The 17652-nt window shown below is 71.4% G+C and carries 13 protein-coding genes; 6 read left to right on the forward strand and 7 right to left on the reverse strand.

What is annotated here, in order from left to right; genetic code table 11:
• Nucleotides 1-51 precede the first annotated feature (51 nt).
• From QBL25_RS26520 to QBL25_RS26540, 5 genes are all read left to right on the forward strand, one after another.
• Entirely contained in the window at nucleotides 52-1746 is a 1695-nt protein-coding gene (locus QBL25_RS26520; RefSeq protein WP_409059475.1) for a purine-cytosine permease family protein, read from the forward strand.
• 205 nt (nucleotides 1747-1951) lie between these two features.
• On the forward strand, nucleotides 1952-2137 hold the full coding sequence (locus QBL25_RS26525; RefSeq protein WP_409059476.1) for an SPOR domain-containing protein: 186 nt from the start codon (nucleotides 1952-1954) through the stop codon (nucleotides 2135-2137).
• A gap of 18 nt (nucleotides 2138-2155) precedes the next feature.
• Nucleotides 2156-2542, forward strand: coding sequence for a (deoxy)nucleoside triphosphate pyrophosphohydrolase (locus tag QBL25_RS26530; protein WP_409059477.1), 387 nt, complete (start codon nucleotides 2156-2158; stop codon nucleotides 2540-2542).
• A gap of 157 nt (nucleotides 2543-2699) precedes the next feature.
• A complete protein-coding gene (locus QBL25_RS26535) occupies nucleotides 2700-3116 on the forward strand; it encodes an ATP-binding protein (RefSeq protein ID WP_409059478.1) in 417 nt (138 codons plus the stop codon).
• A 166-nt stretch (nucleotides 3117-3282) separates the two neighbouring features.
• Nucleotides 3283-5901: a SpoIIE family protein phosphatase gene (locus tag QBL25_RS26540; protein ID WP_409059479.1), complete on the forward strand. Its 2619-nt coding sequence runs from the start codon at nucleotides 3283-3285 to the stop codon at nucleotides 5899-5901.
• Nucleotides 5902-5952: 51 nt separating this feature from the next.
• Here the strand turns inward: QBL25_RS26540 and QBL25_RS26545 are convergent, their stop codons facing one another.
• The 7 genes from QBL25_RS26545 to QBL25_RS26575 form a co-directional block, all read right to left on the reverse strand.
• Nucleotides 5953-6666 carry a PspA/IM30 family protein gene (locus QBL25_RS26545; RefSeq protein ID WP_409059480.1) on the reverse strand — a complete coding sequence of 238 codons (714 nt, stop codon included), beginning with the start codon at nucleotides 6664-6666 and terminating at the stop codon, nucleotides 5953-5955.
• 195 nt (nucleotides 6667-6861) lie between these two features.
• A complete protein-coding gene (locus QBL25_RS26550) occupies nucleotides 6862-8967 on the reverse strand; it encodes a TPM domain-containing protein (protein ID WP_409059481.1) in 2106 nt (701 codons plus the stop codon).
• A gap of 73 nt (nucleotides 8968-9040) precedes the next feature.
• Complete coding sequence (locus QBL25_RS26555; protein ID WP_409059482.1) at nucleotides 9041-10357, reverse strand: alpha/beta hydrolase family protein; 1317 nt, start codon at nucleotides 10355-10357, stop codon at nucleotides 9041-9043.
• Between the two features lie 171 nt (nucleotides 10358-10528).
• Nucleotides 10529-11395, reverse strand: a complete 867-nt coding sequence (locus QBL25_RS26560; RefSeq protein ID WP_409059483.1) for a succinate dehydrogenase/fumarate reductase iron-sulfur subunit — start codon at nucleotides 11393-11395, stop codon at nucleotides 10529-10531.
• Nucleotides 11392-13329: a fumarate reductase/succinate dehydrogenase flavoprotein subunit gene (locus QBL25_RS26565; protein ID WP_409059484.1), complete on the reverse strand. Its 1938-nt coding sequence runs from the start codon at nucleotides 13327-13329 to the stop codon at nucleotides 11392-11394. The genes QBL25_RS26560 and QBL25_RS26565 overlap by 4 nt, the downstream gene beginning before the upstream one ends.
• Nucleotides 13329-14162: a hypothetical protein gene (locus QBL25_RS26570; protein ID WP_409059485.1), complete on the reverse strand. Its 834-nt coding sequence runs from the start codon at nucleotides 14160-14162 to the stop codon at nucleotides 13329-13331. Before QBL25_RS26570 ends, QBL25_RS26565 begins: the two co-directional genes overlap by 1 nt.
• Nucleotides 14163-14285: 123 nt before the next feature.
• Nucleotides 14286-14600, reverse strand: a complete 315-nt coding sequence (locus tag QBL25_RS26575; protein WP_409059486.1) for a hypothetical protein — start codon at nucleotides 14598-14600, stop codon at nucleotides 14286-14288.
• A 478-nt stretch (nucleotides 14601-15078) separates the two neighbouring features.
• On the opposite strand from QBL25_RS26575, the gene QBL25_RS26580 reads away from it, so the two are divergent.
• Nucleotides 15079-17421: an ABC transporter family substrate-binding protein gene (locus QBL25_RS26580; protein WP_409059487.1), complete on the forward strand. Its 2343-nt coding sequence runs from the start codon at nucleotides 15079-15081 to the stop codon at nucleotides 17419-17421.
• Nucleotides 17422-17652: the final 231 nt, after the last annotated feature.

Consider the following 17652-nt stretch of genomic DNA (forward strand, 5'->3'; position numbering starts at 1 on the left):
TCCTAACTTCATCGCCCGTACCCGCAACCCGGTCGGACGACAGGAACCCTCATGACGGATACGGCCACCCGCGACACCAGCGCCGCCGCCGGCCCACCGCCCCGGCGCAGCTACGCGAAAATGGCGGCCGACGAGAGCCGCGAGGACTACTCCCTGCGGTACGCGCCGCACTCCTTCCGGCGCTGGTCGCCGACGATGGTGGCGTCGACCGCGCTCGGCGGCATCGCCTACCTCGCGGACTTCGCCATCGGCGCGTCCATCGTCTTCACGTACGGCTTCACCAGCGGACTCGCCTCGATCCTGTGCGCCGCGACGATCATCTTCGTCACCGGCATCCCGATCGCGCGGGCCTGCGCCAAGTACGGCCTGGACATGGACCTGGTGACCCGGGGCGCGGGCTTCGGCTATTTCGGCTCCACGCTGACGTCGCTGATCTACGCCTCGTTCACCTTCATCTTCTTCGCGCTCGAAGGCTCGATCATGGCCCAGGCCATGCACCAGGCCGTCGGACTCCCGGTGGAGATCGGCTACTTGGTCACGACGCTCATCGTGATCCCGATCGTCTTCCGCGGCATGGGAGCCCTGGCCAAGGTGCAGGCCTGGACGCAGCCGATCTGGCTGGTGGGCATGGTGCTGCCCTTCGTGGTGCTGGCCTTCGAGGCGCCGGACGCCTGGGGCGCCTTCAGCTCCTTCGGGGGCACGGAGGGCGCGGGCAGCGGCTTCTCCTGGGTGGCCTTCGGGCTCGGCACGGGCGTCGCGCTCTCGCTCATCGCCCAGATCGGCGAGCAGGCGGACTACCTGCGCTTCATGCCGGCCAAGACCGAGCAGAACAGGAAGCGCTGGAATCTCGCCGTTCTCGCGGCGGGCCCCGGCTGGGTCATCATCGGCGCGGCCAAGCAGCTCGGCGGCGCACTCCTGGCGTTCGCGGCCCTCGAAGCGGTCGGCAAGACGCACGCCCTGGAGCCGATCGCCCCGCAGATCGAGGCCCTCAAGCCCTGGCTCGGCTCCTTCGCGCTGCCCGCCGCCGCCCTCTTCGTGATCGTCTCGCAGATCAAGATCAACGTGACCAACGCCTACAGCGGTTCGCTGTCCTGGTCGAACTTCTTCTCCCGCATCACGCACCGGCACCCGGGCCGGGTCTGGTACATCTTCCTCAACCTCGCCATCGCGCTGACGCTGATGGAGATGAACATGTTCGCGGCCCTCAACAAGCTGCTGGGCTTCTACTCGAACGTGGGCATCGCCTGGATCGTGGCCGTCGCCGCCGACCTCGTCATCAACAAGCGGATGGGCTGGAGCCCGCCGTACATCGAGTTCAAGAGGGCCTATCTGTACGCGGTGAACCCGGCGGGCTTCGGTTCGATGGTGATCGCCTCGGTCGTCTCGATCCTGGCCTTCTTCGGCCTCTTCGGGCGGTACGCGGAAGCCTTCTCGACGTTCATCGCGGCCGGCCTCGCCGTCGTCCTGTGCCCGCTGATCGCCTGGGCGACGAAGGGCAAGTACTACCTGGCGCGCCCGAACCCGGTGAACGGTCCGCACGTGGAGATCGCCGACGTGACGGCCACGCACGCGTGCGCCGTCTGCGAGACGGCGTACGAGCTCCCGGACATCGCGGACTGCCCGGTCCAGGCGGGTCCGATCTGCTCCCTGTGCTGCTCGCTGGACGCGCAGTGCGGCGACGTCTGCCGTACGTCTCCGCCGAGTGAGCCGGTGCTCATGCCGCTGCCGACGGTGCGCGCGGACTGACGGGGGCTCGTACCGGACGGACCGGTGACACCAGGGGGCGCATCCGCCAAGGTGCGCCCCCTGTCCGTTGGCCGATTGCGTACCTCTTTGTGCAAAGCCGTATCCGCTGAGTAAAGGTCGGGCGTAGGCTCGGGCATATGCGGATTGCGGTTTCCTTACTGATCGAGGCGTGGCGCGCGCCGGGGGCGGCGAGCGGAGGGGCGCGATGAATGACGGAACGGCCGTACTGCCCTGGTTCGTCATCCGGCAGGACGACAACGGCAACCGCTACAGGGTGGGCAGGTACGCGACGAAGGCCGAGGCCGAGCGGATCGCGAACAGCCTCGACGACGACGGCCGTCACCAGCTGTACTGGGTGGAGAAGCTGAGCCCGAACGGCAGCGCGCGCTGACCGCATAGGCTCCGCCGTATGACGGATCGGATCGTGGTGGGCGCCGCCCTGTACGACGACGGGCGCCTGCTGGCCGCGAGGCGCAGCGCACCCCCCGAGCTCGCGGGCCGCTGGGAACTGCCCGGCGGGAAGGTCGAGCCGGGCGAACATCCCGAGGAAGCTCTGGTCCGGGAGCTGCGCGAGGAACTCGGCGTCGTCGCCGAGCCGGTCGCGAGAGTGCCGGGGCAGTGGCCCCTCAAGCCCGGATACGTCCTGTGGGTGTGGACGGCGAAGCTCCTCTCCGGAGCCCCCGAGCCCCTGGAAGACCACGACGCGCTGCGCTGGCTCTCGCCGGACGAGGTCTGGTCGGTGGAGTGGCTGGACGCGGACGTCCCCGCGGTGGCGGCCGCGATCGAGAGCCGCTGACCGGGGAGCGCGCGAGGTCAGAACTCGCTCACTTGAGCCCCTCCTACGCCGTTCGTGCCACAGTGCGCCCAGGTAAGCGGTAATTCCGCCGGGATATCGGGTATGTGCCCATTAACCCCATGAAACCGGACAAGGGTCCGCTGTTGCTGGTCTGGAAGTGATCGGCGTGATCGACACCGAAGGCGACTGCGCCGAGTGGGATTTTCCCGCGGAACCGGGCGCCGTCCGCATGGCCCGTGCCGTCGTCCGCAAACAACTCGGCGCCTGGGGTCTGGCCGCCCTCGGTGACATCACCGTCCTTCTCGTGAGCGAACTGGTGACCAACTCGCTGCGGCATGCTTCGGGCCCCATCGGGGTAAGGCTCGTGCGCCCGGCCGGACCTTCGGGCACCCTTCTCGTAGAAGTCTCCGATCCGCTTCCCGACCCGCCCCAGGAGCGCGACGCGGCACCCGACGACGAGGGGGGCAGGGGTATCCAGTTGGTGGCCCGCGCGTCACGGCGGTGGGGGACACGACAGGGCAGGACGGGGAAAACGGGGAAGACGGTGTGGTTCGAGCTGGTGCTGCCGGGTTAGAAGACTGGCAGCGTGAGACGGACACAAGACGGTCACGGGCCAAAAAGAGTTGAGTCCGTGCTGTGATCGTGAACGCCGTGTGGCATGGCTCCGTAGTGCTGGATACTGCGGGCAGCCGCATCCGGTGACCGGTGCCGGACGTGGTGAGCTGGAGGGGACGGTTCGCGTGAGCGAGATACCAGCGAAGGCGACGGAGCAGGACGGGCCGTCGGGTGACGCTAGGGGCGAAGCTGCGGATGACGTGATGTGGCAGAGCAGTCCACCCGGTTCGATCTATGACTACATCAAGGTGGCCTCGTTCTCAATCGGCCCCGACGGTCTCATCGACCAGTGGAGTCTGCGGGCCGAGCGGCTGTTCGGCGTGGCCGCGGAGGACGCCGTGGGCAGGGACCCGATCGAGGCCTTCGTCCCCGCCGAGCTGCGCGGCAGCGGGCACCGCAAGATGGCGGAGATCCTGGACGGCAGGGAGTGGACCGGATCGGTTCCCTTCCGGGCGCCCGCGAAGACCGAAGGGCCCGACGCGGCGTCCTTCGGGGGCTCCGAGGGGATCGCCGAGATCTATGTGATGCCGACCGAGACGGAGGAGGGCGAGCGGGCCGCCGTCTGCATCGTCGTCGACGTACGGGCGCTGCGGCAGATCGAGACCGACCTCGCCGCCTCGCAGGCCATTTTCGGCCAATCTCCCTTCGGCTTCCTGCTGTTCGGCACGGATCTACGGGTGCTGCGCGCCAACCGCCGCTTCGCCGCCGTCTTCGGGGGCGGCGTCGACGACCACCGCGGCCGCACCGTCCACGACTATCTGCCGCGCCACGAGGCCGACCGCATGGCCGCCGCGCTCAAGCGCGTCCTGGAGACCGGCGAGTCCGTCACGGACATGCAGATCGTCGGCCCCGCCCCCGGCAGCAAGGACCGCCGCCACTGGTCGATCAACCTCTACCGCGTGCACAGCGGTTCGGGACGCCCCATCGGCGTCGCCGGTCTCGGCAACGACGTCACGCAGCGGCACGCCGCCGCCCGCGAAGCCGCCCACGCCCGCCGCAACCTCGCCCTCCTGAACGAGGCGGGCGCCCGCATCGGCAACTCCCTCGACCTGGAGACCACCGCGCGCGAACTGCTCGACGTCACCGTCCCCGGCTTCTGCGACCTCGCGTCCGTCGACCTCTACCAAGGGCTGCTCGACGGCGACGAGACCCCTCCGGGCCTCGCCGACGGCAGCGCCGAACTGCGCCGCGTCGCCTACGCCAGCGCGGTCGCCGACGCCCCCTTCCCGGACGGCGGCACCCCCATCGACGTGGGCGCCGTGCACCGGTTCGGCTTCACGTCGCCCTGCGCCGACGCCCTGCGCACGGCTCGGCCCCGGCTCGTCTCCGCGGCCGACGAGGGCTCCGCGAGCCGGCTCACCGGCGGGCTCGTCCAGTCGACGCTCGCCGTGCCGATGGTGGCCCACGACACCGTCGTCGGCCTCGCCCAGTTCTCCCGCACGAAGGGGAGCGAACCCTTCGGCGAGCGTGACCGCGCCCTCGCCGTCGAGCTCGCCGCACGGGCCGCCGTCTGCATCGACAACGCCCGTCTCTACCGCCGCGAGCACGAGCGCGCGCTGATACTGCAACGCTCCCTGCTCCCGCCCGACGACCCCGAGGCGTCCGGCCTGGACATCGCCTGCCGCTACCTCCCGGGCAACGCGGCCACCGAGGTCGGCGGCGACTGGTTCGACGTCATCGAACTGCCGGGCCACCGCACCGCCCTGGTCGTCGGCGACGTCATGGGGCGCGGCCTGCGGGCCGCCGTCGCCATGGGCGAACTGCGCACCGCCGTGCGCACCTTGGCGCTCCTGGACCTGGAGCCCGCCGAGGTGCTCTCCGCGCTCGACGAGATCGCCCGCGGCCTCGGTGACCCCTCGGGCACCCAGCAGGCCACCCGAGCGGCCCGCCAGACGCGGTCCGCGAGCGAGACGGACCTCTCCGAGGTCTACCTCGCCACCTGCGTCTACGCGGTCTACGACGCCGTCACGCGCCGCTGCACGTTCGCCAACGCCGGTCACCTGCCGCCCGTGCTCGTCGAGCCGGGGGAGTCGCCGCTCATGCTCGACGTGCCGCCCGGCATGCCGCTGGGCGTCGGCGGTGAGCCCTTCGAGGAGGTCGAGGTCGAGCTGCCCGAGGGAGGCCTCCTCGCGCTCTACACGGACGGGCTCGTCGAATCCCGCGACCACCCCCTCGACGAGGGCCTGAACGCCTTCGTACGGGCGCTCGACGACCCCGCGCCCGCCCTCGAAGACGTCTGCGACCACGTCCTGAACACCCTCGACACCCACCACGGAGAGGACGACATCGCGCTGCTCATGGCGCGCATCCAGGGCCTGCCCGCCGAGGCCGTCGGCGACTGGACGCTGGAGCGCGACCCGAAGTCCGTGGGCCGGGCCCGCGAACTGGCCTGCGAGCAGCTGCGCTCCTGGGATCTGGAACCCCTCTGCGACACCACCGAACTCCTGGTCAGCGAGCTCGTCACCAACGCCCTGCGGTACGGCGAGGGCGACATCCGGGTGCGGCTCCTGCTCGACCGCACCCTGGTGTGCGAGGTGTGGGACGCGGGGCTCGTCCAGCCGCGCCGCCGCCGGGCGCGCGACACCGACGAGGGCGGCCGCGGACTGCAACTGGTGGGCCTGCTGAGCGCCGCATGGGGTTCGCGCAGGACGCCGCGCGGCAAGACGGTGTGGTTCGAGATGTCGCTGCCGGACAGCGGGGTGCGGCAGATGGACGCGGCGGAGGCGCTGCTCAGCCTGTTCTGAGGGCTTCGGGCCAGGCCTGTCCTGAGGTCGTCGAGGAGGCTGCCTCCGCCGTCACGTCGTGGCCTTCAGGGCGGCGAGGCGGGCCGCGATCTCCGCCTCGTCGCCCATGCTGTCCAGCTGCTCGAACTGGGCGTCGAGGGAGGACGCGGCGAGCTCCTGCTTCCCCAGGGCCCTGGCCTCCTCGCGGCGCACCTTGTCCTCGAAGCGGCTCAACCCGCTCGCCGGGTCGAGCACGTCGATGCTCTGGGCGGCGTCCATCATCTGGTTCTGCGCCTGCGCGGTCTTGGCGCGGGCGACCAGCTGGTCGCGCTTCGACCGCAGCTCGGTCAGCTTGACCTGCATCTGGTCGAGGCCGGACTTCAGCTTGTCGACGACCTCGGTCTGCGAGGCGATCGTCGGCTCGGCGTCCTTGGCCTCCCGCTCGGACTGGAGCTGGCGCTGCAAGGCGACCTTGGCGAGCCCGTCGAACTTGTCGGCCTCCACCGCGCTCCCGCCGGAGCGCAGTTCGTCCGCCTTCTTGCTCGCGGCGACCGCCTTGGTGCCCCACTCGGCCGCCGCGTCCTGGTCCTCCTTGTGGTCGAGCTCCAGCATCCGCAGATTGCCGATCGTGGTCGCGACGGCCTCCTCGGCCTCCCGGATGTTGTTCGTGTAGTCGCGGATCAGCTGGTCGAGCATCTTCTGCGGGTCCTCGGCCTGGTCGAGGAGGGCGTTGATGTTGGCCTTGGCGAGCTGGGCCACGCGTCCGAGGATCGTCTGCTTCGTCATGGGGGCTCCCTTGGGTGGAGTCTGAGTGGCGTCTGAGTGCAGTCGAGGAGTACGAGGGCTACGGGGGCGTACGAAAGGGCTGCGGGGACGTACGAACCGGCTATGGGGACGTAGGAGACGGCTACGGGGGACGTACGAAACGGTCATGGGGGACGTAGGGCATGGTCGCCGCGAGGGCGGTGTGGGGCGCCGGTCTCAGAACCTCCCGCCCCCGCCCATCCGCCCCCGCGTCCCGCCGCCCCCGAAGCTTCCGGGGCCGCCTCCGCCGAAACCGCCCCCTCCGAAGCCGCCGCCCCCGCCGCCCGCCCCGCGCCCCATGCCGCCGAACAGCTCGCCGAGGATGATGCCGCCGAGGACCGCGCCGCCCATGCCGCCGCCGCGCCCGCCACCGCCTCCGTAGGGATTGCCGTACCCCCGGACGTCCCGCTCGGCGAGCTGAAGGGCCTGGCGGGCCTGGGCGTCGGCCTGCTGGGCCTCGGCGAGGGCGGCGGCGGCATCGCTGTCCCGGGCGGCCTCCGCGCCCGAGAGGTGCCGCTGGGCCTCCGCCAGCCGGGTCCTCGCCTCGCTGCCCACCCCGCCCCGGTGGGTGTCGACGAAGTCCGCGGCCGTCCCCACGGCGCTGCGCGCGGTGAGCAGGGCCTGGCCCAGGAGGGCCGCCGCGCGCCTGCCGGTGACCTCGCGCTCGCGGGCACCCTTGAGGGACTCGTCCAGGACCGTGTCGGCCTCCTCGACCCGGCGCAGGGCGTCGATCGGGTCGTACGGACCCGCCGCCATGCTCGCGCGCACCTCGGCGGCGACCGTCTCCGCACGGGCGATGCGGCCGTGCAGGTCGGCCGTGGAGGCTCCCGCCGCGGTCCCTTCGAGGAGGCCGCGCGCCTCGGCGAGGTCGGTCTCCGTCTCGGTGAGCGCGGCGGGCAGCTTCTCCGCTGCCTGCGCGAGCTCGTCCGCGAGCCGGTCGACGGCGTCCACGAAGGTGCCCGCCTGGTCGACGGCCCCTTCGGCGGCCCGCAGGTGCACGGCCGCCTTGCCGTTGTCGCCCGCGTCGATGGCCTGGCGGGCCTCGTTCAGATGCGTCGTGGCGAAGACCAGGCGGTCCTTGGCCTGCTCCACGTGGCCGACGACGGGCGCCGACGCGGATGCCGCGTACTGCTCGCGGATCTTTCCGAGGGTGGTGTCCGCCGCCGTGGTGCGGCCCGTGACCTCACGGAACACCTGCTCGGCGTGGGTCAGGGCGCCCGTCACGTCGCGTTCGAGGGCGCGCAACTGGTCGAAGCCCGCGGCTTCCGCGTCCAGACGACGGCCCGCATCGGTGCAGCGCGCGACGATCTCGTCCAGCATGGTGCGCCGGGTCGCGTCGTCCTCCGGATAGGCGTCGTCCAGCTGCTGGCGCAGCTTGAAGGCCTTCGTCAGCTCGGAGCGCGCGTGGGCGAGCGCCTCCGTGAAGGGCCGCACCGCCTCGTCGCCGAACTGGGCGGTGGCGAAGCCCAGTTCCTCCGCGCTGGTGCGGATCGCGTCGTCGGTCTCCACCAGAAGCTGCTTGCTCCGCTGGTCGAGCTCGGGGAGCGGGGTCTGCCCCTCGCCCGCCGCCCCCGTTCCCCAGCCACCGCCTCCCGGCGTCGTACGGGTCCGGGTGCGCTTCTTGCGGCGGCTGTACGCGACCGCCGCGAGGGCCCCGGCGCCGCCGACCGCCACGATCGGCAGCACGAGGTCCCCGGCGCCGGCCTCCTCGCCGCTGCCGCCGCCCCCGCCGCCCGGGTCGGCCACCCCCGGGGTGATCGCCGGGGTGGGGACGGCCCGGCCCGCGAGGACCGCGCTGTAGCCGTTCGCGGCGCCGATGGCCGCCCCGGCCCAGTCGTTCTGCCGCAGCGCGGGCTTGATCGCGGTGGTGGCCACGTCCTGGAGCTGGGCCTCGGTGAGCCGGGAGTCGGCGTCCGCGGAGTAGGCGTACTGGCGGTCGTGCGTGGCCACGGCCAGCAGCAGGTCGTCCAGGCCGAGGCCGTTGCGCCGGGCTGTGGCGTCCGCCCAGTCCTGCGCGCCGCGCCCGGAGAAGTCGCGTACGTAGACGACGAAGAGCTGGAGTCCGCGATCGTCGTAGAGCTGGTCGAGTGCCCGGGCGGTGGCGTCCTCGCGGTCGCCGAGCGCACCCACCTTGTCGGTGATCTGGCCGTCACGGGAGAGCGTGACCGGGTCGTCGGCCGGGGCGGCGAGTGCTGCGGGGGCGGGCAGGAGCAGCAGGCACCACGTGAGCACTGCGGTGGCTGCCGCTGCGGCCCGCACGGCTATGTGCGAGGGCGGCGTCACATTTGGGAGCGTATGACCGTCTTGTGGGGCGCGCGACCGGGGGCCGCCGGTGCGGCAGCACCCGCGAAGACCCTCAGCCCGCGAACTCCACGTCCGGGTGGCGTCCCGAAGGGCCGTCCAGCAGGTGGTCGTCATCGCCGCGCAGCCAGCGGTCGAAGAACGACGTCGGGTAGGACCGTATCGCCGTGATCGCGCGGCCCGGGTCGACCGTGCCCAGGTGCTCCTCGACGACCTCGCGGCCCACCCCGGCCTGCGGCAGCAGCGCGGAGAGATCGGTGTACGTCTGGTGCATCGAGCCGCGCAGGGTGAGGTTGCGCTTCCAGCCGGTGCTGTGGGTCCAGAACGCGCGCCACGAGGGCTCCGTCGTCCGGTCGCTGCCCTCCCTGCCCATCAGGAGGAACGGGCCGGTCAGGCCGTGCCGGGCCACCGGCGTGAGGTTCGTGCCGTTCGGCTCGGGGTTGTGCTCCAGGGTGCCGTCCATGTTCAGGCCGGCCTTGACCCGCCGGTCCTCGTACATCGTCTCGGCGGCCGCGACGCCGCCCGCCGACTGGCCGAGCATGCCCACCCGCCGGCGGTCCACGACCTCGGACAGGCCGTTCGGCAGCGCACCGAGGCGGTCCGTCACGAACTTCGAGTCGGCCACCCGGACGTCCAGGACCTTCTTGAGCAGCGCGGGCACCGTCCCGCTCTGCTGGGCGTCCGCGAAGGCCTTGCGGAGCGGGGCGTCGTCCTTGACCGAGCCGTCGGGGAACTGCACCCCCGGCGCCTCATACGTGTGGTCGATCGTCACCACCACGTAGCCGCGGCTGGCGAGCTCCTCGACCAGGGAGGTGCCCCACGTACGGGGATCGTTGGCCCCCGACGCGTACAGCAGGACCGGACGCCGGCCCTCGCTCATGTCGGCCGGGGCGCCCTCCCGCGCGTGTGTGCGCAGGGCCGCGAAGTCGATCGCGTCCTCGGGGATGCCGTGCGGCGCGGTCGCGTTCCAGCGCTCCGCCGCGCCCGGCGCCATGTACGCGGCGAGCGGGTGGCCCGCGCCGCCGGACGTTCCCGCCGCGGGGTACCAGACGCTGATCATCAGCTCTCTGTACGGCACGGACTTCACCCAGGGATCGCGCCGGGAGGTGTCGACCAGACGCGTCGACACCGTGCCGATCCGGTGCGGTCCCGTGGGCGCGGGAAGCTTCGCCACCATGCCCCGGCGGCCTGGATCAGCAGGGCCTGGATCAGCCGGGCCCGGATCCGCCGGTCCCGCATGGGCCTGCGCCGATACGCCCGGTGTCGTCGCCAGGCCGGCCGCCGCGAGGCCCGCCGCCGCGAGGCCGAGCGCCGAGCGGCGGGTCACGGCGTACCGAGCAGCCGAACACGTCACGTCCGAGGAAGAGTTCATGCCTCCATGCTGATCTCGCCCCGCCCCCGTGACCATGGGGGAAATCTCGAGTCTTCGCCCTGGGGGATAACCCCCAGGACCTCAGACCTCAGGCCTCAGGCCTCAGGCCTCAGGCCTCAGGCCCCAGGCCTCAGGACCCGGATCCGGATCCGGATCCGGATCCGCAGGCGGCTACTCCCCCCGCCGCCGGATCTTGTTCCCCAGCCAGACCAGCGGGTCGTACTTCCGGTCGACCGCCCGTTCTTTCAGGGGGATCAGCGCGTTGTCCGTGATCTTGATGCCCTCCGGGCACACCTCCGTACAGCACTTCGTGATGTTGCAGTAGCCGAGCCCGTGCTCGTCCTGGGCCGTCTGCTTGCGGTCGATGCCGGACTCCGCCGCCGCGTCCAGCGGGTGCATGTCCAGTTCCGCGACCCGCATGAGGAAGCGCGGCCCGGCGAACGCCGCCTTGTTCTCCTCGTGGTCGCGCACCACGTGGCAGGTGTCCTGGCACAGGAAGCACTCGATGCACTTGCGGAACTCCTGGGAGCGGTCCACGTCCTCCTGCATCATGCGGTACTCGCCGGGACCGAGGTCGGCGGGCGGCACGAAGGCCGGCACCTCGCGCGCCTTCGTGTAGTTGAAGCCGACGTCCGTCACCAGGTCCCGCACCACGGGAAAGGCCCGCAGCGGCGTCACCGTGATGACGTCCTCGCGGTCGAACACCGACATCCGCGTCATGCACATCAGCCGCGGCCGGCCGTTGATCTCCGCCGAGCACGAACCGCACTTGCCCGCCTTGCAGTTCCAGCGCACCGCGAGGTCGGGGGTCTGGGTCGCCTGGAGGCGGTGGATGATGTCGAGCACGACCTCGCCTTCGTTGACCTCGACCGTGAAGTCCTCCAGGCCGCCGCCCCCGACGTCCCCGCGCCAGACCCGGAACCGCGCGTCATAGGACGTGTTCGAAGAGCCAGAGGTGCCAGAGGTGCCAGAGGTGCCAGAGGTGCCAGAAGGGCCGGAAGGGCCAGAAGGTCCTGAAGCGCCCGTTGCGGTACTCACTCGAAAAGCTCCTCTTCGGCCAGGTACTTGACCAGCTCTTCCTTCTCGAAGAGAGCAAGCAGGTCGGGACGGATGGGCTCGGTGGTGACCCGCACCAGGTCGATCTGGCCGCGCACGGGATCCGTCGCCGCCAGACCGCCGGAGGGGTCCGTGAGCTGGCAGAGCAGATTCGCGCGGCGCCACTCGCGGTTCATGCCGGGATGGTCCTCGCGCGTGTGCCCGCCCCGGCTCTCCGTGCGCTCCAGGGCGGCCCGCGCCACGCACTCGCTGACCAGCAGCATGTTGCGCAGGTCGAGCGCGAGGTGCCAGCCGGGGTTGAACTGGCGGTGGCCCTCGACGCCGGCCCGCCGCGCCCGTACCCGCAGCTCCGCCAGCTTCTCCAGGGCCTGTTCCATCTCGGCCTCGCGGCGGATGATCCCGACCAGGTCGTTCATCGTCTGCTGGAGTTCCTGGTGCAGGGTGTACGGGTTCTCCGGCGCGGTCCCGGTCTCCGGGCCCTCCGCGCTGAACGGCCGCAGCGCCTCGGCCGCCGCCGTGTCCACCTGGACCTCGTCCACCAGGGGACGCGCGTCGCTCCCGGCGAACCCGGCCGCGTACTGCGCCGCGTGCAGTCCCGCGCGGCGGCCGAAGACGAGCAGGTCGGAGAGGGAGTTGCCGCCGAGCCGGTTGGAGCCGTGCATGCCGCCGGCGACCTCCCCGGCCGCGTAGAGGCCCGGTACGCGCCGGGCCGCCGCCGTGTCAGACTCGACCGCGATGCCGCCCATCACGTAGTGGCAGGTCGGTCCGACCTCCATCGCCTCGGCCGTGATGTCGACGTCCGCCAGCTCCTTGAACTGGTGGTACATCGACGGCAGCCGGCGCCGGATGACCTCGGCGGGCATGCGCGTCGACACGTCGAGGAAGACCCCGCCGTGCGGCGAGCCGCGGCCCGCCTTCACCTCGGAGTTGATGGCGCGCGCCACCTCGTCGCGGGGCAGGAGCTCCGGAGGGCGCCGGTTGTTGTCGGGGTCCTCGTACCAGCGGTCGCCCTCGTCCTCCGACTGCGCGTACTTCTCCTTGAAGACGTCCGGCACGTAGTCGAACATGAACCGCTTGCCCTCGGAGTTGCGCAGGACCCCGCCGTCGCCGCGCACCGACTCGGTGACCAGGATGCCCTTCACCGAGGGCGGCCAGACCATGCCCGTCGGGTGGAACTGCACGAACTCCATGTTGAGCAGCGGGGCTCCGGCGAGCAGCGCGAGCGCGTGCCCGTCGCCCGTGTACTCCCACGAGTTCGACGTCACCTTGAAGGACTTGCCGATGCCGCCGGTCGCGAGCACCACGCTGGGCGCCTCGAGGACGAAGAAGCGGCCCGACTCGCGGTCGTAGCAGAACGTGCCGCTGACGCGCTCGCCCTCCTTGAGGACCCGCGTGACCGTGCACTCCTGGAAGACCTTCAACCGCGCTTCGTGGTCGCCGAATTCGCGTTCGTCCTCCTGCTGGAGGGAGACGATCTTCTGCTGGAGCGTGCGGATCAGTTCGAGGCCCGTCCGGTCGCCGACGTGCGCGAGCCGCGGATACTCGTGACCCCCGAAGTTCCGCTGGGAGATCCGCCCGTCCGCCGTACGGTCGAACAGGGCGCCCCAGGTCTCCAGCTCCCAGACGCGGTCGGGCGCTTCGCGCGCGTGCAGCTCGGCCATCCGCCACTGGTTGAGGAACTTGCCGCCGCGCAGGGTGTCGCGGAAGTGCACCTGCCAGTTGTCGCCGGAGTTCACGTTGCCCATGGAGGCGGCGATGCCGCCCTCCGCCATCACCGTGTGGGCCTTGCCGAACAGGGACTTGCAGATCACGGCCGTACGCGCGCCTTGCTCACGTGCCTCGATCGCGGCCCGCAGGCCCGCTCCTCCGGCTCCCACCACGACAACATCCCACTGCTGCCGCTCCACTTGAGACATCAGAACAACCTCGGATCGTCGAAGACGCCGGACGCGACCAGATACACGTAGAAGTCGGCGAGCGCCACGCTCACCAAGGAGGCCCAGGCGAGCAGCATGTGGCGTGCGTTCAGTTTTCCGACCCACTGCCACATGCGGTAGCGCACGGGATGCTTGGAGAAGTGCTTGAGCTTGCCGCCGACGATGTGCCGGCAGGAGTGACAGGAGAGCGTGTACGCCCAGATCAGCACGATGTTGACCAGGAAGACGAGCGTGCCGAGGCCCATGTGGCCCCACTCGTAGTGCTCGTCACGGAACGAGAGCACGGTGTCGTACGTGAGGATGCCCGCCACCGGAACCGCCGCGTAGAAGAAGTAGCGGTGGATGTTCTGGAGGATCAGCGGGAAGCGGGTCTCTCCGGAGTACTTCTTGTGCGGCTCGGCCACCGCGCAGGCCGGCGGCGAGGCCCAGAAGCCGCGGTAGTAGGCCTTGCGGTAGTAGTAGCAGGTCAGGCGGAAGCCGAGCGGGAAGATCAGGATCAGCAGGGCGGGGGACAGGCCCCACCAGCTGCCGAAGATCTCCCAGTTGGGCCCCGACCGCATCGGCTCGCAGTTCTCGGCGAGGCACGGCGAGTAGAACGGTGAGACATAGGGCGCCGCGTAGTAGTCGGCGTTCGCGAAGGCCCGCCACGTCGAGTAGACGATGAAGGCCAGGAGTCCGGCGGCCGTCGCGGCGGGCGCGAGCCACCAGCGGTCGGTCCGCAGATGGGCAGCGCTGATCGCGGCGCGCGTCGCCGCTCGTACGCCGCCCGGATCCTGACCGCTTTTCAGATGGGGTTCCGTGCCAGTGGCCAACGAGGCTCCACTCCTTTGTCCTCAGATCGGCGGTCCTCGGAAGTTCGGCGGTACGGCACCGGCGGCGTACCGGTCCGGTGGCGGTACCGGTTCAGCGGTGGTGCCCGGTGCGGGGGCGGCGCCTCAGGGGGCACGCCGGTCGCGCGCCCCCAGGCCCTCGTCGTCCGAGTCCGTCCACAGCGAGCTGTCGTACGGCGTGTCGGGGATGGTGACCAGGTCGGGCCGCTTCAGCGGAGCTCCCGCGGGATCCGTGGCGGCGGCGCGCAGGAGCGCGACGCTCTCGCGCAGGTGGTCGGCGTCCGTGCGGACGCGGCGTACGTCGATCGCGGCAAGGCCACCCTGGGAGCCCGCGCCTACCTGCTGCTCCAGCTTGCCGACGGTGCGGACCAGATCGTCGACGCATCGCTGAACAGCCGTCAGATCATCCTGCAGAGCCATGACTTGCCCTCACTTCAGGGGTGCGGCGGCAACGTTCATGCGCCTGCGAGTGTCGCGCGTCACATCCCGGCTTGTGAAGGGATCTGCCGGGATTCCCGGCTCGTACGGCCGGAAACGCGCTGCCGATACGCGCCGGGGGTGTGCGCCTCCGCCCCCGCCGCGTCCCGAACGGGCCCTCGCCGCTCTCCCGGGCCTTTCCCGGCCGCCCGCCGGGCCTCTCCCGCATGCCTGCCGGGCCTCTCCTGGTCCTCTCGCGGGCCCGGTACGGGCCTGCGGCCCCGCCCGGTCACGCTCGGTGACGCGCGGTTGGGCCGCACGAGTGGGATCTGGCGCCCCCACGCCGTGTCGTCCCCGTGCGCCGGTTCCCGTCCCCTTCAGTGGATCGATAGATGTGATCAGCTCCATATACCGCCAAACGTGATCAAACCCGGCCCGGTCCTGGTAGCGGGCGGCCGGGCGAGCCCCGGAGGTTCCCGTCATGTCCCCAGACCGCGCCAGACTGAGATCTGCCGTGTTCCTCGTCACGGGCGTGCTAGCCCTGCCCACCCTCTCCGCCTGCAGCTCCCAGGACGAGGCGGGTGTCCCGACCGCGGGCCAGGACATCGCGCCCGCGGCCCGGGACCTCGTCGCCGACGGCGGGACCATGAACTGGGCCCTCGACTCGATGCCGGAGACCCTCAACTCCTTCCAGTCGGACGCGGACGCGGGCACCTCACGGATCGCGGGAGCCGTCCTGCCGTCGATGTTCCGACTGGACGCGCAGGGCAGGGCGCAGCAGAACAAGGACTTCCTGGAGTCCGCGAAGGTCGTCGAGAGCGAGCCCAAGCAGGTCGTGCTCTACAAGCTCAACCAGCAGGCGGTGTGGAGCGACGGCCGGGAGATCGGCGCGGACGACTTCGCGGCGCAGCAGCGTGCCCTGTCCGGGAAGGACAGCGCGTACTGGACGGCGCGCAACGCGGGCTACGACCGCATCGAGAAGATCGAGCGGGGCGCGAACAACCTGGAGGTGCGCGTCACCTTCGACAAGCCGTACGCGGACTGGCGCTCGCTCTTCTCGCCGCTGTACCCGAAGGAGGTCATGGGCACGCCCGACTCCTTCAACGACGGCGCGCGGCGCAAGCTCAAGGTGAGCGCCGGCCCGTTCGCGGTGCAGGTCTTCGACGCCAAGGCGGACGAGGTCACGCTGGTCCGCAACCCGCGCTGGTGGGGCAGGCCCGCGAAGCTCTCCAAGCTGGTGCTGCGGGAGGTGCCGCGCGAGAAGCGGGCCGCCGCGCTCGCCGAGGGCAAGGTCGACCTGGCCGAGATCGACGCCCCCGAGGCCCGGCGCATCGCGAACGCGGCCAGGGACCAGGGCGCGCAGGGGCCGCTGAGCCACGGACCCGAGGCGCAGCTGACGCCCGCCAAGGCGCTGCGCTCCTGGGCGCTCGCCCACGGCTCCGACGAGGAGGCGGCGGACAGCGAGAAGCAGGTCCGCGAGCGGACCACCAAGGCGATCAAGAGGTACGCCACCGAGCAGTCGGGCCTGCGGGGCTACACCGTCCGCAAGTCCCTCGAACCGGCGTACACGCAGCTCGCCCTCAACGGCACCGAGGGCCCGCTCGCCGACGACCGGGTGCGGCGGGCCGTGGCCCGCGCCCTCGACCGCGACGAGCTGGCCAAGGCGGTCCTCTCGCCGCTCGGCCTGCCCGCGAAGCCGGTCGGCAGCCACCTGGCCCTCGCCGGGCAGCAGGCGTACGCGGACAACAGCGGGGCCCTCGGCGACCAGGACACCACCGAGGCGCGGGCGCTGCTCGCCGACGCGGGGTGGACGCCGGGCGGCCCGGTGAAGGAGCCGAAGGGGAAGACGGCCGGGAGCGAGTCGGACGCCAAGAAGGCGAAGGCGGACGCTGACTCGGACGAGAACTCGGACGGGGACTCCGCGGCGGGTTCGGGACAGGACTCGGGTGACGACGGCACGTACGTCGTCGGCGAGGACGACCAGAAGCCGGGCGACAGCGGCACCTCGGTGCTCGCGCCCGCTCCGGCCGCCGCCTACCAGCGGGCGGCGCTGACCCGCCAGGCCGCGTCCCTCACGGCTCCCCGCGAGGCGGACAAGGAGAAGAAGAAGGACCCCGGCGGGCCCGCGAAGCAGCAGGCCGAGAAGCACGCCGAGAAGCACACGGACAAGCAGGCGGCGAAGGGCGGCGCGCCCGGCGCGTACGCCCCCAAGGGCACGGCGGCGCCCGCGTCGGGGAACCCGGCGGCCGGCGGCCCCATGGCCAAGGACGGCAAGCCCCTCACGCTCCGCTTCGTCCTGCCCTCCGGTGAGGGCTCGGAGTCCCTGCGGACGGTGGCCGAGCGGATCTCGCGGATGCTGGAGAAGATCGGCGTCCGCACGGAGACGGCGAAGGTCGCCGACGACAGTTACTTCAAGGACCACATCGCGTCCGGCCAGTACGACCTCGCCCTCTACTCCTGGCCCGCGTCGGCCTTCCCGGCCACGGACGCGCGTCCGATCTTCGCCAAGCCGGTGCCGGCCGCGGACGGCTCGCTGAACGTCGAGCAGAACTACACGCGGGTCGGTACGGATCACATCGATCAGCTGTTCGACCAGGCGATGGGTGAACTGGACGAGGACGAGAGCCGGGCCCTGGTGAAGAAGGCCGACGCCCGCATCTGGGCCGAGGCCGGCTCCATTCCCCTCTATCAGCGGCCCCAGCTCCTCGCGGCCCGCACGAACCTCGCGAACGCGGGCGCCTTCGGCTTCCAGGCCCCGGCCTACGAGGACATGGGCTTCCTGAAGCAGGGCGCCAAGCCCGCGGCAAAGCCCGCCGAGAAGTAGCTCCGCCGCGGGTCACGCTCAGATTCCCCTCAACTCCCTTGCCCGCCGCCACCCGCGGCGGGCAAGGTCGTCTCCACCCATTGACCTGCACGTTCCCCACCCCACACCCACCCCCGCGCCTACGGGCGGCGCGTTCACGGGCCCCACGCGTCCGGCGGAGTCCGGCGGAGTCCGGCGAAGGCCCGCCACAAGAGCCGTCTGAGCGGCTAAACCCCTGGTCAGGGCCGCCGC

The sequence above is a fragment of the Streptomyces sp. SYP-A7185 genome, from assembly GCF_046103685.1.
GTDB lineage: Bacteria > Actinomycetota > Actinomycetes > Streptomycetales > Streptomycetaceae > Streptomyces.